Raw genomic sequence first — 26,290 nt, 5'->3', positions numbered from 1 at the left:
GTTCTAACTCATGATCAATGAAACCATCAAAAAAGCGATTCAGGACAATAGCGTAGAAATGATCGATATCCGCAGAAAGCTCCACAGCGAACCGGAATTGTCGTGGGAAGAGTTTAAGACTTCCGAGTTTGTTTATGATTATTTGACAGAGCTCGGGATTGATTGCCGAAAGACAGAACCTACTGGGGTTATTGGCACGCTTACAGGGGAGAGGGCTGGAAAAACGGTTGCGCTCCGGGCGGATATGGACGCTTTATCGGTGCACGAATTAAATGAAGATCTGCCATTTAGGTCAGCCCAAGCTGGCAAAATGCATGCGTGCGGACATGATGCCCACACGGCGATGCTGCTTGCAGCGGCGAAAGCGCTTGTTGCTGTTAAAGAACAGATTCCTGGCAGCGTTCGATTTATTTTCCAACCGGCAGAAGAGGTGGCTACAGGAGCGAAGGCAATGGTCAGCCAAGGGGCTGTCGACGGAGTAGATGATGTTTTCGGCATCCACATCTGGTCACAAATGCCGACGCATAAAGTAGCGTGCCAGCCTGGGCCTTCTTTCGCTTCGGCGGACATTTTCAGTGTGCATTTCAAAGGGCAGGGCGGACACGGCGCGATGCCGCAAGACTGCATCGACGCAGCCATCATCGCATCGGCCTTTGTTATGAACGTGCAGTCGGTTGTATCCCGGACGATTGATCCTCAGCAGCCTGCGGTGGTGACTGTCGGCAAGATGACAGTCGGTACACGCTTTAACGTCATTGCCGAAAATGCGGAACTTGAAGGAACCGTACGCTGTTTTGATCCGGATATCCGGGACCATATTGAAAAACAATTAAAAATTTACGCAGAGCATACTGCTGCTGTTTATGGCGGCACAGCCCATGTGGAATATATCCGCGGCACACAAGCCGTAATTAATGGCGAAGAAAGCGCGCAACTAGTCCAGAAGGTGGCAGCGGAAGCATTTGGTGAAGAATCGGTATTTGATGAAAAACCGACAATGGGAGGGGAGGACTTCTCCTTTTACCTGGATAAAGTACCGGGCAGCTTTGCGCTTGTAGGCAGCGGGAACGCCGGGAAAGATACCGAATGGGCCCACCACCACGGGAAGTTCAATATCGATGAAGACGCCATGGCAACCGGTGCTGAATTATACGCTCAATACGCCTGGGCTTACTTAACTAAATGACTGAAAGCAAAGGGGCATGAAAATGGCTTTAGAAAATCCGATATATGATGACTTGATGAATGGCTACGATCCAAAGCTGGATAGTTCTGGCTTAAAAGGAGAACGGCTTGCAAAGCGCCTTTATGAACTTTCAAAAATCGGCTATACCCAGATCGGAGGCGTCCGGAGGCCCGGATTGTCGGCCGAAGAAAAAGAAGCGAAGGAATTGGTGAAACAATGGATGGCGGAAGCTGGCTTCTCCGTAAGAGAAGACGGAGCCGGCAACGTAATCGGCAGACTTCCGGGTAAAAACAATTCCGCTAAAGCAATTGCGTCCGGATCGCATTTGGACAGCGTGCCAAATGGCGGAAACTTTGACGGGCCGCTCGGTGTCCTGTCGGCATTGGAAGTTGCAGAAGCGTGGAAAGAAAATGGATTTGTTCCAGAAAAGCCTTACGAACTGATCATTTTCACGGACGAAGAAGGCTCCCGCTTCAATAGCGGGTTGACTGGCAGCCGGGCAATGGCAGGCGACATTACCGAAGAAGAAATACAACAGCTCCGCGATTATAATGGAGAAAATCTGGAGCAAGTGCTTGAACATTATGGCAGTTCCCTGGATGCTTTTAAAAAAGCAAAGCGAGATGTCACCGAATTGGAACTATTTGTTGAAGTGCATATAGAACAAGGAAAACGGCTGGAACAAGAAAATCAGCCAGTAGGCATCGTCAGTGGCATTGCCGGCCCCGCCTGGCTTGAACTGGAATTTACAGGTGAAGCGGGCCATGCTGGAAATACACCGATGATAGGCCGCAAAGATCCACTTGTAGCAGCATCTGAATTTATTCAAGGAATTCCTGAATTTCCTGCACAAGTCAGCGGGACTTCAGTTGCGACTATCGGAAAAATGGAAGTGTTTCCGAATGGCATCAACGTCATTCCGGAAAAAGTTGTTCTCCACGCCGATATCCGCGACATCAAAGAAGAAACGCGGGACGAACTGCTTGAACAGATCAAACAATACGCCGAAGAAATTGCTAGCCGCCGCAACGTTAAATTGGCTATTAAGCAAAATACCAAAATCATGCCTGTGCCAATCGAGGATGAATTAAAGCAAAAACTGGAACAGTCTTTGAACGGGCTGGGCATAAAACCTGTTCATATTCCAAGTGGTGCAGGGCATGACGCCATGGTACTCGGACGTTACATTCCGGTGGCAATGCTCTTTGTCAGAAGCAAGGACGGCATCAGCCACAATCCAAAAGAATGGTCATCGTTGAATGATTGCGTATATGGAATCCATGCTTTGAAAGACTTTATTGAAAACGCGATGAAAAACTAAAAATAATGTGCCCTGTCCTCTGAGACGGGGCTTTTTTTATTTGTTTTTCAGGTATTTGAAGCAATAATTTGAAATTATAGAACAGTATTCTGAATATCTTGAATAACTAATGGAATTTAGGGTATATATGTAAATAAGAAAATATAATAGTTAATAAGTGGGAGGCGAGATTATAATGTCAGGCAGAAATAACATTTATGAAACTCGGCCATTTAAAGAACAGAAAGTCATGAAGCAATGCATCAATTGTTTTGCAGGAGAACCAGACCGTATCGCAGAAATAGGGCAAACATTTATAGAATACTTTATGAGAAATGCTACTGCTGATGGCGTGCTGTTTAAAACTATAAAAGAAATAACAACGGATATGGATATACCTCATCAAACTTTATCCAAAGTGTTAAAAACGCTTGAAGCAAATCGGATCATTTATCGACGGAATGGCATTATAGGATTATGGGAGGATTAAAAATTGTAAGCCGCTTCTTAAATGAAGCGGCTTTTTTATTTTGTTCAGCAATCTTTAATTTAATACTATTCTATTGTCAGCAGTTCTAGCGATGTCGATTAGAATTTTGGTATTAATAGAGAGTTTAAACATTTCCGGGAGATGGTTCCCTCTGAAATTTGTCGGAACACAAGAACGAAATGCTTTAATAATCCAGGTTTTCATGGTTTTGTTATAAAAAATCTAATTTTTTTAAATTTAATTACTGGTTAAATAGAACCATTACTTCGTTTGTAAAATTAACTTAAATTATATTAGTAGACTAATTGCTTAAAATTATTAAAAAATTATAATAATTTTTCACGATAATAGTAGATTGTACTAAAAAAGTGTGATATAAATGAACTATAATTATCTGAATTTTAAGAAATGATTTTAACTGTAAGTCTTTTTGCTTAAAAGGAGGTATATTGTATGGGTAAAAAATCGCTTGTTCTCATTATCGTTAAAAACTTAAGAATGCGCGTCAAGATGATTTTGTCGATCTCGCTTTTATCAGTTGCAATCGTATGGATTTTAAACAGCTTTATAATTGTTCCGGAATATCAGGCGACTACGCAGATATTCATCGAGCAACCCCTTGTGGCCGCTCAGATGGCTGATGCACCTTCAATGGGCGCTGGACCAGCCATCACCGATACCTATAGCGTTATTGTCAGAAGCCCTGAAGTGCTGAAAAAGGTCATCATTGAAATGGATCTGGATACAACAATTTCTGAGCTTCATGAACAAATTATTGTAACCAAACCAGTTGACTCACAAGTTTTAAATATCACTGTAGCAGGAGAAGATAAAGTCGAAGCCGCAGCAATTGCGAATTCATTGGGCGCTATCTTTATAGAAGAAATTCCGAATCTGACGCAGGCGACCAATGCCGTTATCATCGCCAGCGCTTCGGAAGTACCTGAGTCAACTCTATTCGAGGAAAATACGGCTTTCAGCTTGGGGGTTGCAGGGGCATTTGGATTGATTATAGGAATTCTGATGGCTTTCATTTTGGAAATGCTAAATACGGTATTTAAAACAGGGAAAAAAGAAAGTCAATCTTCTGTGAACAAGATACAGACGGTATTCAAATAGGATTCAGCTGATAAAACAGGGGTGAGCGGGATGTATGAGGTGATTTCCATACAGGAAGGGATGCGCTGGAAGGAAATTCTGGATTTCATGCGGATAAGAAATGTTTATTATTCAAGCCATTATTTCCTCAGTGCATTGAGTTTGGATCCTGGCGAAGCCCTAATGTTTTATTATTCCGACGAGGACGGCAGCATCGTATACCCTTATATTAAGCGTCAGATAGACGGGGAGCCCACTGTATATTTCGATATTACGACTCCTTTTGGATATGGGGGGCCAGTAGTTCGGGCAGATGGGGATCACATTGCATTAGTGGACAAGTTCCTGGAAGCATTTTCCGGCTATTGCCGGGATGAACGAATTATAGCAGAATATATCCGTTTTCATCCCTTATTCGGCAATGCCGCTTATTTTGAAAAGCATCTGAAACTGCTGCCGCTATATGAAACATATACCATCGATTTGGATAGGCTATTAAAAAATTCCGAGGCTACATCCCTAAATAATCCAGAAGAGCCAGGGATTGTGGTTAAAAAATTGGGAACAGTGCGCCATATGTTTGAATTCTTGGTGCTTTATTATTCGGAAGTGAGAAGGCGCGAAGAAGCGGACAGCTATTATTTTTTTACCGAGGACTACTTTGAAGCGCTTATAAGCAATATGGGTCCAATATTGCACTTGTTCGGCGCATATCGCGACAAAAAACTTATCACTGCCTGCTATATTCTGGCAGAAGGAAACACGATCTACCAGCATTTAGATGGAACGCTAGAAGGGGAAGAGAAAACAGGAACGGCAAAAATACTCCATCTGAAAATTGCCGAATGGGGGGCTGATAACAATATGGCTTTCTATCACTTAGGCGGAGATTTTAAAATGGAAAGTGCCCAAATCTTGCCCATCAAAAAAAGTATAGCCAATATGCAGCCGGACATGTTTTATATCTGCGAAAAAATTCATAATGCTTCCGTTTATAAAGAATTGAACGTACTAGAAGAAACGGATACGATCAAGCGTTACCGGAATGTCTAAAATCCGTACACCATATAATAAAATAATTTTTTTAAAAGCCAGGGGAGGTTTTTTTATGAGATACTTACAGTATAAAGGACTCATTGAAAGAGAATATAAAAAATCCTTAAAGAAAATTATGTACGGGCTTTGCGTAGAAAAAGGGTTGAATGCTTCTGATGGAGCGAAAACGTTGGGAGTCGCAAAAGAAATATTCGTCTACTGGCGCCATTATTACAGATTCGAAAGAAAGCAATTATTATTCGATCAAACCGTAAGGGATTTAGACAGTTTTCAAGATCTCTATGCCGAGGACGTCAAATCCATGAACCTTAGTAAAAAGCTTGAGTTTGAAGACGAAGAATCTATTCAAGGGTTAGAAGAAGTGATTGTCCATATGATCGATTATTATAAATACCTGCATTATAAAAGTTCCGGAATGTCGCTAGATACAGCGAAACTGCCTTTATTTGAATTCAGCCATAATGTCGTTGAAAGATATCGCACAGGGGATTTGTTGTATGAAGCGAAGTCCCATAATCAGCATCTCGATCAATAATGATTCAGCAACAGGATAGGATGAAAAGAAGTGCAAGCATTTACTGAAAAAGTGATCGAAATCATCAAGAATATCCCAGAAGGCAAAGTCATGACTTATGGTCAGATTGCTGCTTTTGCCGGGAGTCCGAGAGGCGCTAGGCAAGTCGCCAGGCTATTACACAGCATGAGCAGCAAATACGGACTGCCGTGGCATCGGGTAGTGAACGCAGCTGGCCAAATTGTGGTAAGCGACGAAGAATCCCGGTTTACACAGCAAGCTTTTCTTGAAGAAGAAGGCGTTGAGGTTAAAGCATCAGGCAAGGTCGACTTGCGCCTTTATAGATTCGAGCCGCAATAAAAGGCTATACCTTGTGGCTGGTTAAAAGGGAAAAGCAAAATACATAATGGCATACCGCATTGAATGCGTTCAAAGTTTAGCTGCAGAGCATACGGGGTATAATCCTTCGGTATGCTTTTTTTAGGTTAGGCTTTGTTAGCGGACTCTGCACGTAGACAGTTAAACAGTAAGCCTTAGGGAAAGAGGGAAAACATTATGAAAAACAAGAAAAAGCCAGTTATCGGCATTACAGCAAGAGTTGAAAAGGATCAAACATATGCTCTTGATCCAGTTTACGGAAAAGCGATTTTACAATCAGGCGGCCTTCCGCTTATTGTTCCAATAGTAGATGAAGAAGATATCCCAGCGCTTTGCGAACGGTTGGACGGCCTCATCGTTACAGGCGGAGGAGATATCAACCCGAGCTTGTATGGCGAAGAACCGCACTTGAAATTAGGAGCGGTATACCCAGGCAGCGATCTTTACGAGAAAGAATTGATCTTGAATTTTTTGAAGTTAGATAAACCTTTCATCGGCATGTGCCGTGGCCTGCAAATGTTGAATATTTCATTGGGCGGCACCAATTATCAAGACTTGGAGAGCCAATTTGAAGGCACACTTTATCAGCATAAGCAAATGGCGCTTCGCACCCACCGCACACATTCAGTGACGTTGGAAGACGATAGCCAGCTTCTGAGCATCATGGGAGAAAAGAGTTTCCATGTGAACTCTTTCCACCATCAAGGCGTTAAAGACGTTTCCAAAGAATTGAAAGTTGCAGCGCGTGCAGCCGATGGCCTGGTTGAAGCGCTTGAAAGTGATAAATATCAATTTGTCATGGGAATCCAGTGGCACCCTGAAGAATTTGCTGTAGAAGGTGACGAGGCTTCTAAAAAGCTTTTCGATCGTTTTGTCAAAGAATGTGCAAAAGACAAAGATCAAAACCAATAATCTTTGGGCGTCCCAAGACATGGGACGCTTTTTCAATTCCATTAACATAGAAGCTACGGTACCCCAGCAACTCTTTTTTAAGCCCTTGGAAAATGGTAAACTGAAATCATCCTAAAGAGTGGAGGTTATGCAATTGACAGCTAAAGTAAACAATAAATTTATACAGGAGTTCGTGGATGCAAACGAACTGGCTGCATTAGAAGATTTTGTTGCAGCGTCTCACAAGAAAATTCATGATAAGACCGGTGCGGGAGCAGAATATCTAGGGTGGCTGGATTGGCCATCAAAAATGGACGAAGCTGAACTGAGCCGATTGGAAGAGGCTGCAGAAAAGATAAAAAGTGATGCAGAGGTGCTTATAGTTATCGGCATCGGTGGATCTTATCTTGGCACAAAAGCGGTTCAGGATTTATTGCTGCCAGCATTTGGCTCAGGCGGAACAGAAGTGATATTCGCGGGCCACAATATCAGTGGGCGCTATTTAGAAGAATTGATGGCACACATCGAAGGGAAAAAAGTGGCGTTGAACGTCATTTCCAAATCTGGTACAACGACAGAGCCAGCGATCGCATTCCGAATCCTTCGCAAATGGATGATAGAGGCATACGGAGAAGAGGCAGCAAACCGCATTATCGTAACTACAGACGAAAAGGAAGGCGCATTGCGTAAAGCCGCTGATAAAGCTGGCTATACTTCTTTCGTAATTCCAGGCGATGTTGGAGGGCGCTATTCGGTACTAACATCTGTCGGTCTTTTGCCTTTAGCGGTAGCAGGAGTGGACATCCGTGCGCTACTGAAAGGTGCGGCATTGGCAGAGAGCACTTTAGCGAATCCAGCATTAATGGAAAATGACGCATACCTTTATGCAGCCTATCGCCAAATCCTCAATTCGCGCGGCTATTCTGTGGAAGTTATGGCTAGTTTTGAACCGGCGATGGCGGGCATCAATGAGTGGTGGAAGCAATTATTCGGTGAAAGTGAAGGGAAGCAGGGTAAAGGTGTTTTCCCGGCATCTGTCATATACTCAACTGATTTGCATTCTATGGGCCAATATTTGCAGGATGGGCGCCGTATGCTTTTTGAAACAATGGTCAGCTTTACAGAAGACCAAAATCAGACGGAAATCCCATTCGACGAAGAAGATGGCGATGGCTTAAACTACCTTGTAGAAAAATCATTGCACGAAGTGAATCAGACAGCTATGGAAGCAACAGCTTTGGCACATGCAGAAGGCGGCGTTCCAATCCTATCGCTAGAGGTGCCGAAACTCGATGCGCATCATGCAGGATACCTTCTTTACTTTTTCATGAAGGCTTGTGCAATGAGTGCATACCTTTCAGGCGTCAATCCGTTTGATCAGCCGGGCGTAGAACAATACAAACAGAACATGTTTGAACTGCTTGGAAAACCAGGTTACGAAAAATAAATCAAATAAAAAACGGCAGCTCACGTGAGCTGCCGTTTTTAAATACGATTGTTTAGGCTTTAAATGATTGCTGGACAGACCAAGGTTCAGGAATGCGGCTTTGAGCAACTTCTGTTCCGACAGACCAAGGTTCAGGGATGCGGCTTTGGGCAACTTCTGTTCCGACGGACCAGGGCTCAGGGATACGGCTTTGAGCAACTTCTGTTCCAACGGACCAGGGCTCAGGGATACGGCTTTGAGCAACTTCTGTTCCAACGGACCAAGGTTCAGGAATACGGCTTTGAGCAACTTCTGTTCCAATGGACCAAGGTTCAGGAATACGGCTTTGAGCAACTTCTGTTCCGACGGACCAAGGTTCAGGAATACGACTTTGAGCAACTTCTGTTCCGACGGACCAGGGCTCAGGAATGCGGCTTTGAGCAACTTCTGTTCCGACGGACCAGGGTTCAGGAATACGGCTTTGAGCAAACTCTGATCCAACGGACCAAGGTTCAGGAATGCGGCTTTGAGCAATTTCATTTTCCGCTAAGTTTGAAATAGCCGGCAAGCTTGAAATTACTAGTATTGATGCGAAAATAAATTTAGCTGTCTTCTTCATTTATTTCACTCCTCATCTGAATGTAACTAAGTTTCTAAAAGCTTTTTGAGATTCTTTCAAAACAGTTGCTGATTTTTCAAAAAACTTCTGTTTATAGTATACATTACCCAACTGATTATAAAAATATCCCATTTCATAAAAACTTTTATAATCTATTAAACTTGGTATTAAATGGTTAACAACGATGCTTTCAAATTCATCATAATTTTCGTTTATCAAATAGTATAGAGCCATATTTTGTCTAAAAGCTATTTTGAAAATATCACTAGTTGGTGAATTTATGCTTAAATTTTTTGAAACAATTAAATCATAACCTTTAATTGCCCAAGCTTTAGCCGCTTCAAAATTCCCTAATTCTAATTCAGACATTATTAATACGCTATAACTCAAAAGAATGTCTGCTGTATATTCTTGAGGCACGTAATTTAAAGCTTCTTCTGTATGATGAATAGCCAAACTGAATTGCTGATTAAGAAGATATAGATATCCAACGTTGTACTCGGTAGTGAAGCGTAAAATATCAATTTCTAACTTTCTTCCAATAGTGAGAGCATTTTTATAATGCTCTAAAGATGTTTTATAATTGCCAAATCGTGTGTGGATTACGCCCATGTTCATATGACATTCTACGATGCGTTTTGGAATGAATTCCTGTTGATATGTTTTCAATGCCATGTCAGTGTATTTAAATGCTAATTCAGTTTCCCAGCATTGTGAAGCGGAGATTCCGATAGAATAATACAAGTCCCCTTTTTCGGAAGGGGATACAGAGTTAGGTACGATTTTTTCAGCCATCAAGTATATTTTCAAAGCTGCTTCAAAATCATTTAAAATATAATGATAATTGCCGTTGTATTTATGGAACAAATAAAATTGCTCTTGGTCCATGAATTCCTTGAAATGTTCCATGTTTTTCAGTTTTTCTTCAGCACTGTCCAAGTCACCAGTGATGATAAAATAACGGATTTGCTGGATGTTGTATTCAAGTTCGATGTCTTCGTTCACATGGAGCAGCGGATGATCGTGGATATCCGAATATAATTCCATAATTTTTCCTTTGTTTTGTGGGTGCAGCAAAGAAGTTTTGAAATTTTTCACTAACACTTTTCCTACGGGATTGTCTTTTGGAGCGAGAGGGATTTCGAGTTTTTTGCATAGAGCTTCCAGCTCTTTTAGAGCCGGCTCTTTCGCACCGGTTTCAATTTTCTTAAGCTCCCGTGGGGTGATAATTCCAGCGGCAGCTTCTTCCAAACTGATTTTCTTTTTAAGCCTATGGTATTTAAGGCGCAAACCTGTATCCATTGATTCTCTCCTTTCCATCTGCATGGGAAGAACTTCAATCATCCAAGTAGGAGAGTTCTTATCCTGCAGGACTGTGGGGTCTGGATAAGAGAGCGATGATAGATTATTAAGTACTATGGTATTCGCCTCCAGTAACAATAGTATATTCCAAAAAAACTTCGTATTTCCATGATATCATCAATTTTCTAAATAAACTGCCTTTTTAAGACCTATTTGTGGTAATTAATTTAAAAGGTAAATTATACCTAGTAATGGAAAATTTATAATGTATTTTAACGCATGAAATAGTTTAATTAAGAAGAATCTACGCCATCTATTCCAGTTCTTCTTCTAATCCTCAAAAGAAAGGGTGTTTAATAATAAAAACTTTTCTTTTCAGGCATATTCTTGTGAAGCAATAAACAGAAAATGGTTTTCAGATTTTGTAAAGCTGCCAGTATGATCGGCAAGTTTAGGTATTAGCGGAAGAAGGGTAAAGTGTTGAAAATACTTTATTTCCCTGGAGGTTATTTGCATGAGTTCAAATATTCAAGTTCTAGCAGTATTATTTTCAGAAGAAGATTTGCTTAAGAAGGTTGATGCTCTAAAACAACAAGGGTACAGCGAAGAAGATTTGCATTTAATGGCAGAGGACGAGGACCGCTTTGAAAGAGCGGAACAGCGCACTCACATTGAAATAGAAGAAACTGGTGGTTTTTCTGAAAAATTTATAGGCATTTTTGGAAAAGGCGGCGTTAAAGCGCTGGATTTAACGGACGAAGATAAGAAGCGCTATCAAGAAGACCTGGAAAAAGGCGGCATCTTAGTTTATGTCGATAAAAGCCGGGACAATATTAGCGAAGTCATCCATGCGGGCGGTTTGCGCGACCGTGAAGGCAATCCCATCGAGCCGTCGTCAAATGAGTTCGTCAATTCTGTAGACAATAATTTTGATGAGCAAGAAGACCGTTTTGCCCGAGGTGAAAGCTTCCAGCATGATCCAAATCTTGTAGTCGATGAGCATCATGTTTCTTTCACTACCCAGCAAAAGCCGGAAGTAGAAAAAGCAAGAGGCGGCATGACTGAAGGCGAACGCCATTCGTCGAGTGATAAGAAATACAAATGATTCAGCGGTCTTGCCTCCAGTAGGCAGGGCTTTTTTTAATAAGTTCGATTAATGGAAGGTCATTTGCCGCCCTTTGAAACGGCAAGTGAAATGTTTCAGATTTCGTGATGGCAGGGTAGACAAGAATTAATAACTATTAAACAGGAGGCTGATTTAGATGGAACCGACAAACCGTGATTTTGAATTAGTATACAGTCCGGAAGAACTAAGAAGCAGAATCGAAGAATTGAAAGGGCGCGGCTATAGCGAAAGTGACATCCACATTCTTGTGGAAGATAGTGCAGTGTTAGGGGCTTCAGATGATCTTGCTGGAGTCCATACGCATAACGCAGGCGGTGTTGGAAGCAAGTTTAAGTCATTTTTCACAGGACGTGACAGCGTGCGGGAAGAATTGAAAAACCTTGATTTGGAGCAGCGGGAAATCGATAATTATCAACATGATTTGGAAAAAGGCGGAATTCTCCTTTACACAGATCGTGGGTCATTATCTAGAGAACGCGACAACCAATCCTCATTCGGGGATGACACGCGAGCTTTGGACAGCGATGAAGTAAACCGCAATACCGCTTTGAATGATAAAGACGTAAAAACTGATTATAGTGATCCTTCCAGAAAGGATTCCGGTGAAATTTACACTACAGCTGTTCCGCGCGAGGAACAATATGGTGTGCCAAACTATGGAGACGAGCACAAAGATAGCCGTTTAAAAGGCGAAAATATCCATCCGACGACAGACCGGCCGACACTTGACGAAAGTTCGCCTTCAGAAAAATTAATGGAACATGAACCGGCGCTTGGCACGAAAGAAGGAATTGACAATTTGAATCGCGAAGATGGTGTCAATCGCCGGCAAGATGAACAATCTCCTGGAGTCGATCCGAATCTGGGGCCAGCTCCATTCGGACGGGATTCAGAAGAAGAACATCTCCTGCAAGATGAGAACGGTGATTACGAAGAGCCTCTTAATCCCGATGGAACGCGACGCAACTACGATGGCGAAGATCGCAAATCAGACACTCCGCCATCACCAAAACTTTTTTAAAAACAGGCTTTGCAACTCTTTATCTAATTTAAATTCAAAAAGACCAAATGCCCTGCAATTCCACGGGGTATTAGGTCTTTTCTTTTATAAAGCAATTAAGCAAAAGCTCATTTCATCATTTTTCGCGCAATGATGACACCGATAATGGTACCGATTGCAGCTGGCAACAGCCAGCCTATGCCTTGCTCGTGTAATGGAATGTTATTAAGGAAGGCATCAACTGCTTGGAATTCAATTCCGGCCGCCCGCAGCCCATCGAAGACGCTAATAACGCCTGTCAACGCCAATGGAATGATGTAGACAAAAGGTTTACGGCCGAATGCATAATCGAAGAACGACAAAATTACCAGTACAATCGCCAATGGGTATATCGCCAGCAACACCGGCAATGAAATGGCCAATAATTGAGTAAGCCCTACATTGGCAGCTGCTGTACTGAATGCCGCAAAAATGAGTACATAAGCAATATAAGGAATCTTAGGATAAATTTTATTGGAAAACTGAGCGCTCGCCGATATCAGCCCGATTGCAGTTGTCAGGCAGGCGAATAAAATCGCGGCAGCTAAAATGATTCCGCCGAAATCACCGTACAAAATCCGTGCTGACATTGCGATGATGGTTCCTCCGTTATCCTGCAACCCGATTGCGTCAACGCTCGTGACGCCGATATAGCCCAGAGATAGATAGACTGCAGCCAGTCCGACAGCAGCAATGGCTCCGGCGAATGCCGTGGTTTTCAAGATGACATTTTTGTCGGTGACCCCTTTGGCGCGGATGGCTTGAATAATGACAATGCCGAAAACGAGCGCTGCAATCGCGTCCATGGTCAAATAGCCTTGCAGGAAACTTTCGAAAAACGGCTCAGTTGTGTAATTGCCAACGGGCGCGTTAATCGAGCCCATTGGTGAAACAATGCTTTTAACAGCAAGCAAGCCGATGACCAGTATCAAAATCGGCGTCAGTATTTTACCGATGCGGTCGACAAGTTTAGTCGGATTTGAGGCAAAGAGCACCGCAATAGCAAAAAACACGAGTGTAAACAGGAATAGTGGCAATGAAGAGGACTGCTGCTCTGATAAAAACGGGGCAATTCCAATTTCATAGGCGACTGTCCCAGTTCGCGGAATACCGAAGAAAGGTCCGATGGCCATATAGACAATCCCGGTAAAAACGATACCGAATACCGGGTGGACTCGGCCCGCAATCGTCTGAAGATCGCCGCCGGCTTTCGCGATAGCGAGGATGCCGAGCAGCGGCAAGCCGACTCCGGTCAATAAAAAGCCAATTAAAGCGATAACAATATTGTCGCCAGCCAACTGGCCTAGATAAGGTGGGAATATGATATTACCGGCCCCGAGAAACAAGGCGAAAAGCATAAGGCCGATTGTAATGGATTCATTTAGTGTAAGCGTTTTCTTTTCCATGTAAGCCTCCTATCTAAATAAACTTTGCACAAAATATTAGTATATAGGAGAAAGTGAATTTTTTAAACTTTAAAAATTAATGAGAGTATTTCTTGCATATTTTAGCAGTTGCAGTTTTAAGGCTCGAGAATAAAGGGAAAAGAAGTAAATAGAACGAATAAAAACTTTCAAGATGAATTGAAAGTTTTTGGCATCTTATTCTTCTAGGGTGGATAATGTCTTTTTCGCAGTCTCCTGAACGCTGCTGCAAAAGTCTTCCTCAGCCAGCCGCTTTAAAGTTGGGGCAGGCGTGCAAGGATTGGCAGCTACGCCTTTTCGCACCTCTGTATGCTGGTCCATTGACAAGTCGACAAGTAATCCTGTACATGTGATCAACTCGGCCAATGCGGCGCGTTCATTGTATTGCATCTTCAACACGTCCGCTTCGTCCCATGGCGTCCAGTCAGTCAAGCCTGCGTAAAATTGGTGATTGCCGTTCATTAATTTTGCACCCCTATTTGAAGTATGTTGGATTAATGCAAGTTGCTATTTAAGTTTGGCAAAAGGGCATGGAGTCATTAAAGTGCATATAGGTAGTTTTACCAGTATTATATCACGTTATCAGAAAAATTAAACAAAATAGAAATGCTTAGAAGAAAGGGGCGATAAGATGAATATTCTAGTGATAGGTGGGACATCTTTTGTAGGGCGCCATATTGTAGAAGCCGCCTTGCGAAGTGGCCACCAAGTCACCTTGTTCAACCGCGGCTTAAGCAATCCGGATGTCTTTCCGGAACTGCGCCATATTACCGGCGACCGCAGAAAAGATGCTGGTAAATTATCTGGGCTAGCCTGGCATGCGGTAATTGATACATGTGCTTATACACCAGCAGATTTGGCGCCGCTGTTCGAACATATTGAAACCGAACTTTACGTTTTCATCTCGACAATATCGGTTTACAGCGATTACACCAATGGTGCACCCATAGAAACTTCAGAGGTGTTAAACAAACACCTGGAAAATGATGAAGTGACCGGTGAAACTTATGGACCATTAAAAGTGCAGGCTGAAAAAATAGTGATGGATGCTTTCGGAAGCCGTGCATTGATTGTACGTCCAAGCATCGTCGCTGGGCCTTATGATCCTACTGACCGCTTCACGTTCTGGGCAAGTAAATTGGCGGAAAGCGGGAAAGCATTGATTCCTGGCAGCAAGGCACGAAAAGTGCAGTGGATCGATGCACGAGATTTGGCGAGCTTTGTCATTAGGCAAATCGAAGAGGAAAACGGGGGGATCTTCAATGTGGCGGCGGACGCAATCGACATGGAACAATTTGTCTGCGCTGTTGGAATAGGGGAAACAGACGCTATATGGGTTGATGATGAATTTCTAATGGGCCAGGGCATTGAGGCTTTTGAGATTCCATTGTGGATACCGGTGTCCGATGAACATCCTGAAGGATTTATCGCAGTCGACAATTCCAAAGCGAAGAAAGCGGGGCTTCAATGCCGAGCGGCCGACGAAACTGCCGGAGATATCCGGGAATGGCTTACTGCACGAGGTGAAGGGCAATTGCAAGCAGGTATTAGCTGGGAAAAAGAACAAGAGCTGCTGGCTCTTTTTAAAAAATGAAATACTGATTTATTTTATGGGAATCTGTGAAACTTTTCATGGGCAAATGCGTCTTACTATAGAATAAAAACTTTATGCAAAAATCTAGTATTCTTTAAGCTGCGTGTTATAATAAAAATTGGATATATATGTGGTAAAAGAAGTTTTGAGGAGGAAAGACATGCTATACCTAACATTGGTTTTGGCATTTATCGCTTCTATAGTTCTCACTCCGATTGTGAAACGGTTGGCATTCCGTATAGGAGCAGTTGACCGCCCTAATTATAGAAAAGTACATGCGAGAATTATGCCTCGCTTAGGCGGATTGGCAATATTTGGTTCATTTGTTATCGGTTATTTCATTTTACGCCCAGAAGAATCGATTTCAAATGCCGTGGATCCGGCCTTTATCCCGATTTCTACAGCTATTTTAATCGGCGCCGTTATCATCACCATTACAGGTGTATTGGATGATATGTATGAAATTACTGCTAAAGCGAAAATGCTGGGCCAATTTCTTGCTGCAGCGATTGTCGTTGTAGCGGGGGGACTTGAAATTTCGTTTATCAACTTGCCGTTCGGGGGAGTACTTGATTTCGGGTATTTCAGTATTCCTTTGACAATTATTTGGATTATCGGTATTACAAATGCAATCAATTTAATTGATGGGCTCGATGGCCTTGCAGCAGGCGTTTCAACAATCGCCTTGACAGCATTGGCAATTATGGCATTTATCATGGGTGATCCATTTGTTATGTCACTTGCTGCAATCCTGGCCGCCAGTTCCATCGGCTTCCTGTTTTACAATTTTCATCCCGCGAAAATTTTCATGGGAGATACAGGGGCTTTGTTCCTTGGATTCATGATTTCAGTACTGGCTTTGATGGGCTTTAAAAATGTTACAGTAGTAGCATTGATTATTCCTATTATTATGCTGGGAGTGCCAATTTCGGATACATTCTTCGCCATCGTTCGAAGAGTGCGCGAAAAGCAGTCGATTTCTGCTGCTGACAAATCGCATTTACACCATTGCTTATTGAACATCGGCTTCTCCCATAGACAGACCGTATTGATCATTTACGGCATTGCCGCATTGTTCGGCTTAGCTGCATTGCTTTTCTCACAAGCAACTTTGTGGGGCGGCATCCTGCTCATAAGTGTTATGCTGATTGCCATCGAATTGTTCGTTGAAGTGGTAGGGCTCGCTGGCAAGAATTACCGGCCCCTTATCAATCTTGTCAAACTCATCGGAAAATAAAAAATCTGAAGCGCTCTGCGCTTCAGATTTTTTTTGGTTAATAGCAAAAGAAAAACCGCAGCAAGGCTGCGGTTTTAATAATCATCTTTATCTTCTGGAGTTTCTGCAAACTTAGTATCGCTATTGTCTGAAAGGGTGGATGTATCTGGTTTTAACCCTAAATGGCTTTGCAGAATATCTTGTACTTCTAAAAGAGACTCTTTATCGAGTTGCCAGTAGTAAGTGCCGGTAGACATGTCGTCATATCCTTGTACAGTCAATGTATCAACATCCGGTTTGCCGTCTTTTGCATATTCAAAGAACGATTGCATATCTTTGAATGTCAAATCAGTTTTCATATTGCCCCCAACTGCATCAATAACATCGCCGTACTTAGTTAATGAAGAAGCGGATAGTACTTTGTTCATGATGCTCTCGATAATCATTTGCTGGCGTTTTCCGCGCTCAATATCATTATCGTAATGGCGGGTTCTGGCTAAGGCAAGCGATTCACTGCCGTTTAATGTCTGTAAGCCTTCTTCAAGAACAATCGCATCTTTTTTATCATTTTCATCTTGTTCTTTCAAATCATAAGGTACGTTTACTGTGATGCCGTCAAGGGCATCAACTACATCGATGAAAGCATCAAAGTTCATGCGTACATAATAATCGACCGGTACATCCAGCAAACCTTCCACACTTTCTATTGTGGAACTGGGTCCATTATAAGCATAAGCATGTGTGATTTTATCTTCCCTGCCAGAGTCCGGGATAAAAGTATAGGTATCTCGCGGAATGCTCACTAGCTTGATCGATTTGTCTTCGTTGTTCAATGTGGCGAGAACCAATGCGTCGGAACGGGTATTGCTATCGCTTTGTCCTCGTTTTTCACTATTATCAACGCCAATGAATAGGATGGAAACATTATCGTGCAGAGGTTCAACCTGTTCTTCTCTCAGTTCGGACTTGCCGCGGTCTCCGGCAGTTTCAAAAGCGTTTTCGGCAGCATTCTCCACTTTTTTTATTAGATAGACGCCATAGGCAGAACCGCATATGAGAACAGATAGGGCTAAAGTTATCAATACTTTAATCGTCGTGCGCTTTTTTTCGCTTTTGCTTTTGCGGTAATGTTTACGATTCATGGTTAAAACTCCTCTATAATAGGAATGGGTTAACCGAGTATAGAATTCGATCGATCCAATCTTTCCGATTTTAAATCAGCATTGTATACAAGTCAGCATACATAGATTCTATTTATTATATACTGAGTTAAATGATACGTAAACGATAATTGATCAAATGGTTTTAAACTCCAAAAATTTGTTTTCTAAGCAGCTGATGACAGCCTGGCCATTAGTCAATTCGTTGATCCATGTGATGAACTCATCTTCTTTTTCCACGGGAACAAAGATGTGGAGACCTACTCCTTCAGAGTAAATAATGTCATCCAATGGATATTCTGATTGTCGTATCTCATTTTCGATTTTGCCAAGCCATGTATAGTCAATCGAGACGTTCATCCGTCTGTGCAGCCGCCGTTCCACCACTCCGGAGGCTAGGATTGCTTCGCTGGCTGTTTTCCCATATGCGCGGATCAATCCGCCTCCGCCAAGCTTGATGCCGCCGAAATACCGGGTGACCACAATTACTGTGTCTTTTAACCCTTGTTTTTTTATCACTTCCAGGATTGGGACGCCGGCCGTTCCACTAGGTTCCCCATCGTCATTCGCTTTTTGGATAATATTATGTTCGCCGATTATATAGGCCGAACAATTATGATTTGCGCTCCGATGCTTGGCCTTAATGGAATCAATAAAATCAATTGCTTCTTTTTCGGTTTCTGCGCGAGCTGCGTAACCAATAAAACGGGATTTTTGTATAATGATTTCACATTGGTTTAATTCACCGATAGTTTTGTAATTTTCTCGCATTTTAATGCCTCCTGGTGTAAAATGTAATCAGATAATATGTAATGTGTTTTTAATATGGATTTGCTTATAAAGTGATATACTAGTTTAAGTCGTAACAGGCATAAAGGTATACAGATTTTACCCCTATATACAGTTCAGTATAGCTAAGGCGGTTTTAAAATGGCTAAAAAATACGATGTGAAAGCACTGGATTCCATTTTCGGCGATGTCCTGGATAGAATGGAAAGTTCAAAGCAGGATATTTTCGTCATCAGTGAACAAAGTCGCCAAAGTTATGAAGATATGAAAAATGAACTCGAAGATGTCCGGTCGAATATCACGCGGATTGTAAAGACCGGCGACCTTCTGGAAGACAAAACACGCGCGGCGCGAAGGCGTCTAGCAGAAGTCTCAAAGTTTTTTGATACACTCTCAGAAAGCCAAGTCAGCCAAGCGTATGAACTGGCGAATGGGCTGCAGGTGCAGTTAGCGGAAAACCGGGCTGAAGAAAAACAGTTTCGCCAAAAACGGGATCGGCTGCAGCGCCGGTTGCAATCACTTTTGCAGACGATTGAACGCGCAGAGCATCTTGTCAACCGGCTGAACGTAACGATGAGCTATTTGACTTCCGATTACGAAGATGTCGGTGAAGCGATCGATAAAGCCAAGCTAAAGCAAGATTATAGCCTGCGCATTATTGAAGCGCAAGAAGAAGAACGAAAACGGCTTTCGCGGGAAATTCACGACGGTCCCGCCCAGATGATGGCGAATGTGCTGCTCCGTTCAGACCTGATCGAACGGACATACAGGGAAAAAGGACCGGAACTGGCTTTCCAGGAGATTAAATCATTAAAAGAAATGGTGCGGGACGCGCTCACTGAAGTGAGAAGAATCATTTATGATTTGCGGCCGATGGCCTTGGATGATCTGGGGCTTGTACCGACATTAAAGAAATATCTTGAAACCACAGAAGATTACAACAAGGGTACCAAACTTTACTTTCAGTCTAACGGCAATGAAGTGCGGCTTCCCGGCAATTACGAAACTGCCATTTTCAGGCTGGTTCAAGAAGCCATAACTAATGCAGTCAGGCACGGCAAAGCTTCTAAGATAGAAGTGAAAGTGGAATGGTTGAAAAACCATGTAACGCTGATCGTAAAAGACAATGGATCTGGATTTGACCAAGGCATTGTGAAAAACCAGTCGTTCGGTCTGCTCGGCATGAAAGAGCGGATTGAATTGGTGAACGGTGAATTTTTTATCAATTCGTCGCCTGGCAACGGCACGGTATTGATGTTCCAGATTCCATTGGAGACTGAAAGTTAAGAGACGGTATTGAGGAGGACAACATAATGACGAAGATTATTATTATTGACGACCATCAATTGTTCCGCGAAGGAGTAAAACGCATTCTTGATTTTGAAGACTCGTTTGAAGTCGTCGCTGAAGGCGGAGACGGAACAGAAGTAGTTAAATTGTATGAAGAATACCAGCCGGATGTCGTGTTGATGGATATCAACATGCCACAGAAAAATGGTGTAGAAGCAACTGGTGAATTGATTGAGAAGTTCCCGGATGCAAAGGTCATTATGCTGTCGATCCATGACGACGAGTCGTATGTGACACATGCTTTGAAAACAGGCGCACTCGGCTATATGCTGAAAGAAATGGACGCGGAAGCAATCATCCAAGCCATTAAAGTTGTGGCTAAAGGCGGATCGTACCTGCATCCGAAAGTTACGCGCAATTTAGTGATGGAATTCCGCCGTTTAAGCGAACGCGAAAACAAAGGTTCATTCCATCAAACTGAAATTCGCCGCCCATACCATTTGCTGACAAAACGCGAAAGCGAAGTGCTCCAGCTTTTGACAGATGGACAAAGCAACCGTGTAATCGGTGAAACCTTGTTCATTTCTGAAAAAACGGTAAAAAACCATGTTTCCAGCATCCTTCAAAAAATGCAGGTGAATGACCGTACACAAGCGGTTGTCACAGCGATTAAAAATGGCTGGGTTGAAGTGCGATAAAAATACTTTAAAAGCCTGCTGAAAATGCAGGCTTTTTTCTATGTGTTTGGACACAGTTTCTTCATTGTAATTGGTGGCGAGCTATGGCAAAATTGACGGCAGGAGGAATGCGAGATGAAAAAATATCTAGTAGCTGCAGGGCTCATCCTTGTTCTAGCAGGGTGTTCCGATAGAGAAGAAGAGGCAGAAAACGGCAATACTTCGGAAGATGGCAATGCCTCAGCTGAAAATAATGCTGTCGGTCATGGCATCGAAGACGGAGGGGAAGTCGGTTTCACGCTGGACGATGAAGGCAATGTGCAGCAGGCAGAAGTTCCCGCTGAAGAGGAAAAAGCGATTTTAGCATCCTATAAAGAGTATATTGAAGCATTCAATGCGGAAGATACGGACCGCTACATGACAGTAATTTCCGAAAATCCGGAAGGCTTTGACCGGGAAGAAGACAAAAAGGCTTTGGAAGAAGCATTTGCTGCATTTGATACGACTTATACGACTTCTGATGAAACCATTGTGAAGTACGAAGCTGGCCGCGCTGAAGTATACGCCACAATCGCTGTAGAGATGAAAGATCCGAATTCCGATAAAAGCACAGGACAGACCGGCAGACAAGTAGTGGTCTTCAAGAAAGAAGAAGGAAACTGGCTTGTCAGCGCACTGCACTTTATCGGCAGCCAATAAATGCGTACGGTACGAGTGAATGGAAGCTAAAGCGATGCCTAAAGCTGAGCAAGAACTAAAGGGAGACGGGACAAGGCGGAAGTTTCGCCCTGTCCCGTCTTTTTGTTTTCGCCTCATAGGGCTTGCTATTGAGGCCACATATTTATGTACTTTTATATTGTTATTTTTGTTAAACTGGCAATGGAGGCTGATAGAATTGAAAACAGCGATTGTAACCGACAGTACTGCATACATACCGGAGCATGTCCGGAAAGTGAAAAAAATCGAAATGATTCCACTGCAAGTGACTTTTCATAATGAGTCTTTTGCGGAAGAAAAGGAATTGCATGTCGATGAATTTTATAAAAAAGTGAGCGGCACATTGCCTAAAACATCTCAACCGCCTTTAGGCGAATTTGTCAATTTGTACAGCAGACTTGCAGAGCATCACGATGAAATTGTCTCAATCCACTTATCAAGCGGCATCAGCGGAACGTTCAATGGCTCTGTTCAAGCAAATGATCTTGTGGAAGGCGTAAAAGTCTATTCTTTTGATTCGGAAATTTCCTGTGCCATGCAAGGATTTTATGCCATAAAAGCGGCGGAAATGGCTAATTCCGGAGAACGAGCCGCGAATATCATCGCACAGTTGGAAAAAATGAAAGAGTCGATGCGAGCGTATTTCATGGTTGAAGACCTCATGCACCTGAGCCGTGGCGGCCGCTTGTCAAACGCACAAGCGATAGTCGGTGGTATGCTGCAGATTAAGCCACTGCTCCATTTTGATGAAAAAGTGATTGTGCCTTTTGAGAAAATTCGGACTCGCAAAAAAGCAATGAAGCGAATCGGAGACTTGCTGAAAGAGGATTTAAGAGTCGGCGGCCAAATTCAGGCGACAGTGATCCACGCCAACCGTCTGGAAGAGGCTGAAAAATGGATGGAACAATTAAAAACGGAATGCCCTGAAGTGGACTTCGGTATTTCCTTTTTCGGACCGGTCATCGGAACGCATTTAGGTGAAGGCGCTATGGGTCTTGGCTGGGTTAGAAAATAACCAGCCAAGTTCACTTATAATATGGAAGGAGGATGCGAATGGATGAATTGGAAGCATTTTTCAAAGGAAGAATCTGGCTGAAAGATTTTACGCCTTTTTCGGAAGAACAAATTGAACACGCCATAGCCAAAGGCGACCTGCTCGTCACCAGAGGCATCACAGCAGACGGACAATGCGCCCGCTGCCTGGAAAAATCCCCTCAAAAAATCCTATCTTATAATTGTGCGAAATGCGGCAGCATCTGCTTGTATTGCCGGCATTGCATTCAAATGGGGCGCATCAGTTCCTGTACGGAACTGATCTCCTGGGCGTCCTCATCTCCCCAACTACACCTGAACCATTCATTCAATTGGAGCGGCACGCTGACTGCTGCTCAACAGGCTGCTTCGACAGAAGTGGCTGACAGCATGGCAAGAAAGGAAAATCATCTGGTCTATGCGGTCTGCGGAGCGGGAAAAACGGAATTGCTCTTTCAGCCGATATTCGATGCGCTCCAAAAAGGGCTCCGCATCTGCATCGCAGCCCCGCGCACGGACGTTGTCCTGGAACTGTCACCGAGAATCCGTAGGGTGTTCCCATTAACGACTGTCCATACACTACATGGTGGTGCGTCAGTGGAAGAAGGATTCGCAGATATCGTTATTTCCACGACCCATCAATTGTACAGATTCGAAAAGGCGTTCGATGTCATGATTGTCGACGAAGCGGATGCTTTTCCTTATTCTTTTGACGAGGCCTTGGAGAGGGCTGTACTAAAAGCAGCAAAACCCGATTCTCCGATTGTTTTTGTATCAGCGACCCCTTCCAATAAATTATTGAAGCGGGCAGCGAACCGATCCGAAATCTTTAAGCGTTTTCATGGCCATGACCTGCCAGTGCCCGTATTCAAGCCGCTTTGGGCTTATAAGAAAAAATTGAGGCGCAACGCCATTCCTCAAAAACTTAGGTTATGGATCGAGGAACGCATCGCCAAAAAAGAACCATTCCTGCTATTTTTGCCGACGATTGAATTAATTGACCACAGCATTCCGCTCTTCAAAAAAATGGATGCCCGTATTGAAGCAGTGCACTCCAAAGATCTTCAGCGCAAGGAAAAAGTTATGGCACTGCGCAATGGAAACATCCCCGGACTTTTGACGTCGACCATATTGGAGCGGGGCATTACCATACCAAATGTACAAGTGGCGGTGGTCGGAGCGGACGATGCGCTTTTTAATGCCTCCGCATTGATTCAGATTGCCGGGAGGGCTGGGCGTTCGATTTCTTATCCGGCTGGCGATGTAACCTTTTTCCACGATGGTATTTCCCGGGAAATGGACAAGGCAAAATCGATGATCACTTTTTACAATAGGAGGGGAATGCGCTGAACTGTTATTTATGCGATCAGAAAATGCGGCATGAGCCAACATGGCGAAGCCTGTTCTTCCGTGATTTATCTGAAACAGCCTGTCCGTCGTGCAAAGCCCAATTCTGCAGGGTGCCAAAGGCTTGCTGTGGCATATGCGGACTTCCAGGGGATGCAATCTGTCGGGACTGCAGCGAATGGGAAAGGACAGAATATGCGGGGATGGTGGATTCCGGAAAAAGCCTGTATTTGTATAATGAAGCGATGAAAACCTTTCTCCACCAATATAAATTCCTCCAGGACGTTGTTCTTTCGGAAGTCTTTGCAGGTGACATCAACGAAGCGCTGCGCCATTCCAGCTCCATGTTAGTGCCTATTCCAATGAATAAGGAAAAGTTGAAAAAAAGGACTTTTTCGCAAGTGGACGAGCTGCTGGCGTCTGCTGGATTGCCTTTTACCCACCTGCTGTCGAAGACAGATCAAGTTCAAGGCCAGAAGAATCGGCAAGAACGCTTGGAAAGTGCAAAGCTTTTTGAGTGGAATGGCAACGAAATACCGGATAAAATCATGTTAATCGATGATTTGTATGCAACTGGCACGACAATGCGCCACGCTGCAAAAGAATTGAAAATGGCGGGAGCCGGTGAAATTGAGCTGTTTACCTTGATACGGGCATAAGCGCAGAGGAGGGCAATCATGATTTTCGACAGAACGGAAAGTTTCAGGCATGCGTTTGGAAAGCCTCCAGAAGTCCGCATGAAATTTAAGTCAGGGCGGGAAAATTCCGTATTCGGTTTGCTGCTGGATATCTCGCCTTGTGGAGCACGGGTGTTTGTTGACGATGAAATCCCTGCCAATGCTGACACCTTAAACATTTCTTTCGCCATTACGAATGAAAGGATCAGCGCTGATTGCCTAATAATATGGAAGAAAGAAGCGGCCGGCGGTTGGATTTATGGCCTCCACTTAACGCGGGACGCTGTCCGCGAAATGTTCATCGCAGATGAAGTGAAAGCTTTGAAAGAAAAGAAATAGGCCTGCCGAGCCGGCAGGCCTATTTCTTTTCTTAATGTTCGTAAATCATTTTATGGGTCATGCCACCATCGATTTTCAAGCATTCGCCGGTAATAAAGTCATTTTTCGGATCGCAGAGAAACAGGCATGCGCGTGCAATGTCATCAACTCTTCCAACACGTCCGCTCCAATGCTGCTGGTGGTCTAAGGGGCGCAAGTCTTTTTCATCTCCGGTGTGGATCCATCCCGGAGCGACAGAGTTGACCCGGATGCTGTTTTCGCTAAGAGTGGCAGCCAGTGAATGGGTCAATGCGTAAATGCCGCCCTTAGAAGCTGAATATGTTTCAGTATTGGGTTCTGACATGAAAGCGCGTGTTGAAGCCATATTGACGATGGAACGGATATCCTCGGTCATGAAGCGTGCAGCTTCACGGCTGCAGATGAACACGCTCTTAAGGTTAGTGTCCAAGACCCTGTCCCATTCCCTTTCATCCACTTCCCATATGGATTTGAATTCGGATATGCCCGCATTATTAATGAGAATGTGTATGGCACCATGGTCATTGTTAATAGAAGCGAATGTCTCAATCACTTGGTTGAAGTTTCCGACATTGCAACGCCGGAATTCCACCCCGTCGATTTTCACTTCTTCAATATCCAGCGCAATGACTGTAGCTTGCTGTTTTGCAAAATGCTCTGCGATGCTCTTTCCGATTCCTTGAGCAGCACCGGTGACGACAACAATTTTGTTTTTTAACATAATTTTCATCTCCTTATTAATTTATTTACCTAATCTTTACGAAGTTGAAACTTTTCACGTTTTAAGCAGGAATGTTAAGGGAAGTTATAGAAATAATACCGTGTAAGCTAATAGAAGGAGGAGTTAACATGCTACTATTTAACATTCGAGGCGACAACTTTGAGGTAACTCCAGCAATTCGCGAACATATTGAAAAGAAAGTTGAAAAAATCGAACGTTATTTCCCTGAAGGAACTGATGCTACGGTTATGGTCAACTTAAAAACGATCAATAACAGCCAAACTCAAGCGGAAGTTACAGTGCCGATGAAAAACCTGGTACTCCGCGGGGAAGAGCGCCATGAAGACTTATATGCAGCTATCGATTTGATCGTTGCCAAACTGGAACGCCAAATCAGAAAATATAAAACACGCATCAACCGCAAGTTCCGTGACCGTGAAAGCCTAGGCACAGCGTTTGCGTCGATTGAAAACGAAGCAAGAGCCCTTGACTCGATTGAAGAGGACGAGGAGGATCTGACAATTGTGCGCACGAAACAATTTGATTTGAAACCGATGGATGAAGAAGAAGCGGTTCTTCAAATGAATATGCTGGGCCATAATTTCTTCGTCTTCACCGATGCAGAATCGAACGGCACGAATATCGTCTACAAACGAAAAGATGGAACATACGGCTTGATCGAAACGAGCTGACGCCGATAAAAAGCCTCTCCTAGCGAGAGGCTTTTTTCTGTGATGAATGTGCTTAACCAGCCAATTAAAGCATTCTTGTTTATTTGCACAGGGTTCCTAGCAGTGTTAAAATGAGTCATGAGAATTTTTGTCATGGATTAGAAATAAAAGGCGCCGAGGCAATGGCATTATG

28 protein-coding genes are annotated in these 26,290 nt (G+C 43.4%); 21 read left to right on the top strand and 7 right to left on the bottom strand.

The genetic code is table 11. The annotated features are described in order from the left end of the window. The first annotated feature begins 10 nt into the window (after window positions 1-10). From AC4EHJ_RS06230 to AC4EHJ_RS06190, 9 genes are all read left to right on the top strand, one after another. On the top strand, window positions 11-1,186 hold the full coding sequence (locus AC4EHJ_RS06230; RefSeq protein WP_490974700.1) for an amidohydrolase: 1,176 nt from the start codon (window positions 11-13) through the stop codon (window positions 1,184-1,186). A 16-nt stretch (window positions 1,187-1,202) separates the two neighbouring features. After that, entirely contained in the window at window positions 1,203-2,507 is a 1,305-nt protein-coding gene (locus AC4EHJ_RS06225; RefSeq protein WP_490974699.1) for a M20 family metallo-hydrolase, read from the top strand. A gap of 175 nt (window positions 2,508-2,682) precedes the next feature. Further along, on the top strand, window positions 2,683-2,976 hold the full coding sequence (locus AC4EHJ_RS06220; protein ID WP_490974698.1) for a replication/maintenance protein RepL: 294 nt from the start codon (window positions 2,683-2,685) through the stop codon (window positions 2,974-2,976). 453 nt (window positions 2,977-3,429) lie between these two features. Then, a complete protein-coding gene (locus AC4EHJ_RS06215; protein ID WP_490974697.1) occupies window positions 3,430-4,095 on the top strand; it encodes a YveK family protein in 666 nt (221 codons plus the stop codon). Between the two features lie 30 nt (window positions 4,096-4,125). Further along, window positions 4,126-5,127: a GNAT family N-acetyltransferase gene (locus tag AC4EHJ_RS06210; RefSeq protein ID WP_490974696.1), complete on the top strand. Its 1,002-nt coding sequence runs from the start codon at window positions 4,126-4,128 to the stop codon at window positions 5,125-5,127. A 55-nt stretch (window positions 5,128-5,182) separates the two neighbouring features. After that, a complete protein-coding gene (locus tag AC4EHJ_RS06205) occupies window positions 5,183-5,665 on the top strand; it encodes a hypothetical protein (protein ID WP_490974695.1) in 483 nt (160 codons plus the stop codon). A gap of 30 nt (window positions 5,666-5,695) precedes the next feature. Further along, window positions 5,696-6,004 (top strand): MGMT family protein, encoded by a 309-nt coding sequence (locus AC4EHJ_RS06200; RefSeq protein WP_490974694.1) that lies wholly within the window; start codon window positions 5,696-5,698, stop codon window positions 6,002-6,004. Window positions 6,005-6,199: 195 nt separating this feature from the next. Next, window positions 6,200-6,934, top strand: coding sequence for a gamma-glutamyl-gamma-aminobutyrate hydrolase family protein (locus AC4EHJ_RS06195; RefSeq protein ID WP_490974693.1), 735 nt, complete (start codon window positions 6,200-6,202; stop codon window positions 6,932-6,934). A 127-nt stretch (window positions 6,935-7,061) separates the two neighbouring features. Continuing rightward, entirely contained in the window at window positions 7,062-8,360 is a 1,299-nt protein-coding gene (locus AC4EHJ_RS06190) for a glucose-6-phosphate isomerase (RefSeq protein WP_490974692.1), read from the top strand. Window positions 8,361-8,412: 52 nt separating this feature from the next. On the opposite strand, the gene AC4EHJ_RS06185 is transcribed toward AC4EHJ_RS06190, so the two are convergent. Then, on the bottom strand, window positions 8,413-8,958 hold the full coding sequence (locus tag AC4EHJ_RS06185) for a hypothetical protein (protein ID WP_490974691.1): 546 nt from the start codon (window positions 8,956-8,958) through the stop codon (window positions 8,413-8,415). Window positions 8,959-8,970: 12 nt separating this feature from the next. Continuing rightward, entirely contained in the window at window positions 8,971-10,260 is a 1,290-nt protein-coding gene (locus AC4EHJ_RS06180; protein ID WP_490974690.1) for a helix-turn-helix domain-containing protein, read from the bottom strand. A gap of 514 nt (window positions 10,261-10,774) precedes the next feature. On the opposite strand from AC4EHJ_RS06180, the gene AC4EHJ_RS06175 reads away from it, so the two are divergent. Together AC4EHJ_RS06175 and AC4EHJ_RS06170 are read left to right on the top strand one after the other, a co-directional pair. Further along, window positions 10,775-11,365, top strand: a complete 591-nt coding sequence (locus tag AC4EHJ_RS06175; protein WP_490974689.1) for a general stress protein — start codon at window positions 10,775-10,777, stop codon at window positions 11,363-11,365. Between the two features lie 157 nt (window positions 11,366-11,522). After that, window positions 11,523-12,407 (top strand): YflT domain-containing protein, encoded by an 885-nt coding sequence (locus AC4EHJ_RS06170; RefSeq protein ID WP_490974688.1) that lies wholly within the window; start codon window positions 11,523-11,525, stop codon window positions 12,405-12,407. Between the two features lie 107 nt (window positions 12,408-12,514). Here the strand turns inward: AC4EHJ_RS06170 and brnQ are convergent, their stop codons facing one another. Both brnQ and AC4EHJ_RS06160 read right to left on the bottom strand, forming a co-directional pair. Beyond that, a complete protein-coding gene (gene brnQ / locus AC4EHJ_RS06165) occupies window positions 12,515-13,831 on the bottom strand; it encodes a branched-chain amino acid transport system II carrier protein (protein WP_490974687.1) in 1,317 nt (438 codons plus the stop codon). Window positions 13,832-14,026: 195 nt separating this feature from the next. Continuing rightward, window positions 14,027-14,311 carry a hypothetical protein gene (locus AC4EHJ_RS06160; RefSeq protein WP_490974686.1) on the bottom strand — a complete coding sequence of 95 codons (285 nt, stop codon included), beginning with the start codon at window positions 14,309-14,311 and terminating at the stop codon, window positions 14,027-14,029. 169 nt (window positions 14,312-14,480) lie between these two features. Here AC4EHJ_RS06160 and AC4EHJ_RS06155 point away from each other — a divergent pair, with 169 nt between their 5' ends. After that, window positions 14,481-15,443 (top strand): NAD-dependent epimerase/dehydratase family protein, encoded by a 963-nt coding sequence (locus AC4EHJ_RS06155; RefSeq protein ID WP_490974685.1) that lies wholly within the window; start codon window positions 14,481-14,483, stop codon window positions 15,441-15,443. A 160-nt stretch (window positions 15,444-15,603) separates the two neighbouring features. Then, window positions 15,604-16,680 carry a glycosyltransferase family 4 protein gene (locus AC4EHJ_RS06150; RefSeq protein WP_490974684.1) on the top strand — a complete coding sequence of 359 codons (1,077 nt, stop codon included), beginning with the start codon at window positions 15,604-15,606 and terminating at the stop codon, window positions 16,678-16,680. A gap of 74 nt (window positions 16,681-16,754) precedes the next feature. Here AC4EHJ_RS06150 and AC4EHJ_RS06145 read toward each other — a convergent pair whose 3' ends face one another. After that, window positions 16,755-17,801 carry an LCP family protein gene (locus AC4EHJ_RS06145; RefSeq protein WP_490974683.1) on the bottom strand — a complete coding sequence of 349 codons (1,047 nt, stop codon included), beginning with the start codon at window positions 17,799-17,801 and terminating at the stop codon, window positions 16,755-16,757. A gap of 153 nt (window positions 17,802-17,954) precedes the next feature. Beyond that, entirely contained in the window at window positions 17,955-18,590 is a 636-nt protein-coding gene (locus AC4EHJ_RS06140; RefSeq protein ID WP_490974682.1) for a YigZ family protein, read from the bottom strand. 159 nt (window positions 18,591-18,749) lie between these two features. On the opposite strand from AC4EHJ_RS06140, the gene AC4EHJ_RS06135 reads away from it, so the two are divergent. The 7 genes from AC4EHJ_RS06135 (at window position 18,750) to AC4EHJ_RS06105 (ending at window position 24,687) form a co-directional block, all read left to right on the top strand. Beyond that, a complete protein-coding gene (locus AC4EHJ_RS06135; RefSeq protein WP_490974681.1) occupies window positions 18,750-19,895 on the top strand; it encodes a sensor histidine kinase in 1,146 nt (381 codons plus the stop codon). Between the two features lie 26 nt (window positions 19,896-19,921). Then, a complete protein-coding gene (locus tag AC4EHJ_RS06130; RefSeq protein WP_490974680.1) occupies window positions 19,922-20,596 on the top strand; it encodes a response regulator in 675 nt (224 codons plus the stop codon). Between the two features lie 114 nt (window positions 20,597-20,710). Further along, window positions 20,711-21,274, top strand: a complete 564-nt coding sequence (locus tag AC4EHJ_RS06125; protein WP_490974679.1) for a DUF4440 domain-containing protein — start codon at window positions 20,711-20,713, stop codon at window positions 21,272-21,274. Between the two features lie 196 nt (window positions 21,275-21,470). After that, window positions 21,471-22,307, top strand: coding sequence for a DegV family protein (locus AC4EHJ_RS06120; RefSeq protein ID WP_490974678.1), 837 nt, complete (start codon window positions 21,471-21,473; stop codon window positions 22,305-22,307). A gap of 38 nt (window positions 22,308-22,345) precedes the next feature. Further along, complete coding sequence (locus tag AC4EHJ_RS06115) at window positions 22,346-23,674, top strand: ATP-dependent helicase ComFA (protein ID WP_490974677.1); 1,329 nt, start codon at window positions 22,346-22,348, stop codon at window positions 23,672-23,674. 200 nt (window positions 23,675-23,874) lie between these two features. Beyond that, window positions 23,875-24,330 (top strand): ComF family protein, encoded by a 456-nt coding sequence (locus AC4EHJ_RS06110; protein ID WP_490974676.1) that lies wholly within the window; start codon window positions 23,875-23,877, stop codon window positions 24,328-24,330. Between the two features lie 18 nt (window positions 24,331-24,348). Beyond that, window positions 24,349-24,687, top strand: a complete 339-nt coding sequence (locus tag AC4EHJ_RS06105; protein WP_490974675.1) for a PilZ domain-containing protein — start codon at window positions 24,349-24,351, stop codon at window positions 24,685-24,687. Window positions 24,688-24,718: 31 nt separating this feature from the next. Here AC4EHJ_RS06105 and AC4EHJ_RS06100 read toward each other — a convergent pair whose 3' ends face one another. After that, window positions 24,719-25,426, bottom strand: a complete 708-nt coding sequence (locus tag AC4EHJ_RS06100; RefSeq protein ID WP_490974674.1) for an SDR family NAD(P)-dependent oxidoreductase — start codon at window positions 25,424-25,426, stop codon at window positions 24,719-24,721. 128 nt (window positions 25,427-25,554) lie between these two features. Here AC4EHJ_RS06100 and hpf point away from each other — a divergent pair, with 128 nt between their 5' ends. After that, window positions 25,555-26,118: a ribosome hibernation-promoting factor, HPF/YfiA family gene (gene hpf / locus AC4EHJ_RS06095; RefSeq protein WP_490974673.1), complete on the top strand. Its 564-nt coding sequence runs from the start codon at window positions 25,555-25,557 to the stop codon at window positions 26,116-26,118. The last annotated feature ends 172 nt before the right edge of the window (window positions 26,119-26,290 follow it).

Source organism: Planococcus sp. TJ-301 (assembly GCF_058268475.1).
This window is presented reverse-complemented; position numbering and strand designations above follow the sequence as displayed.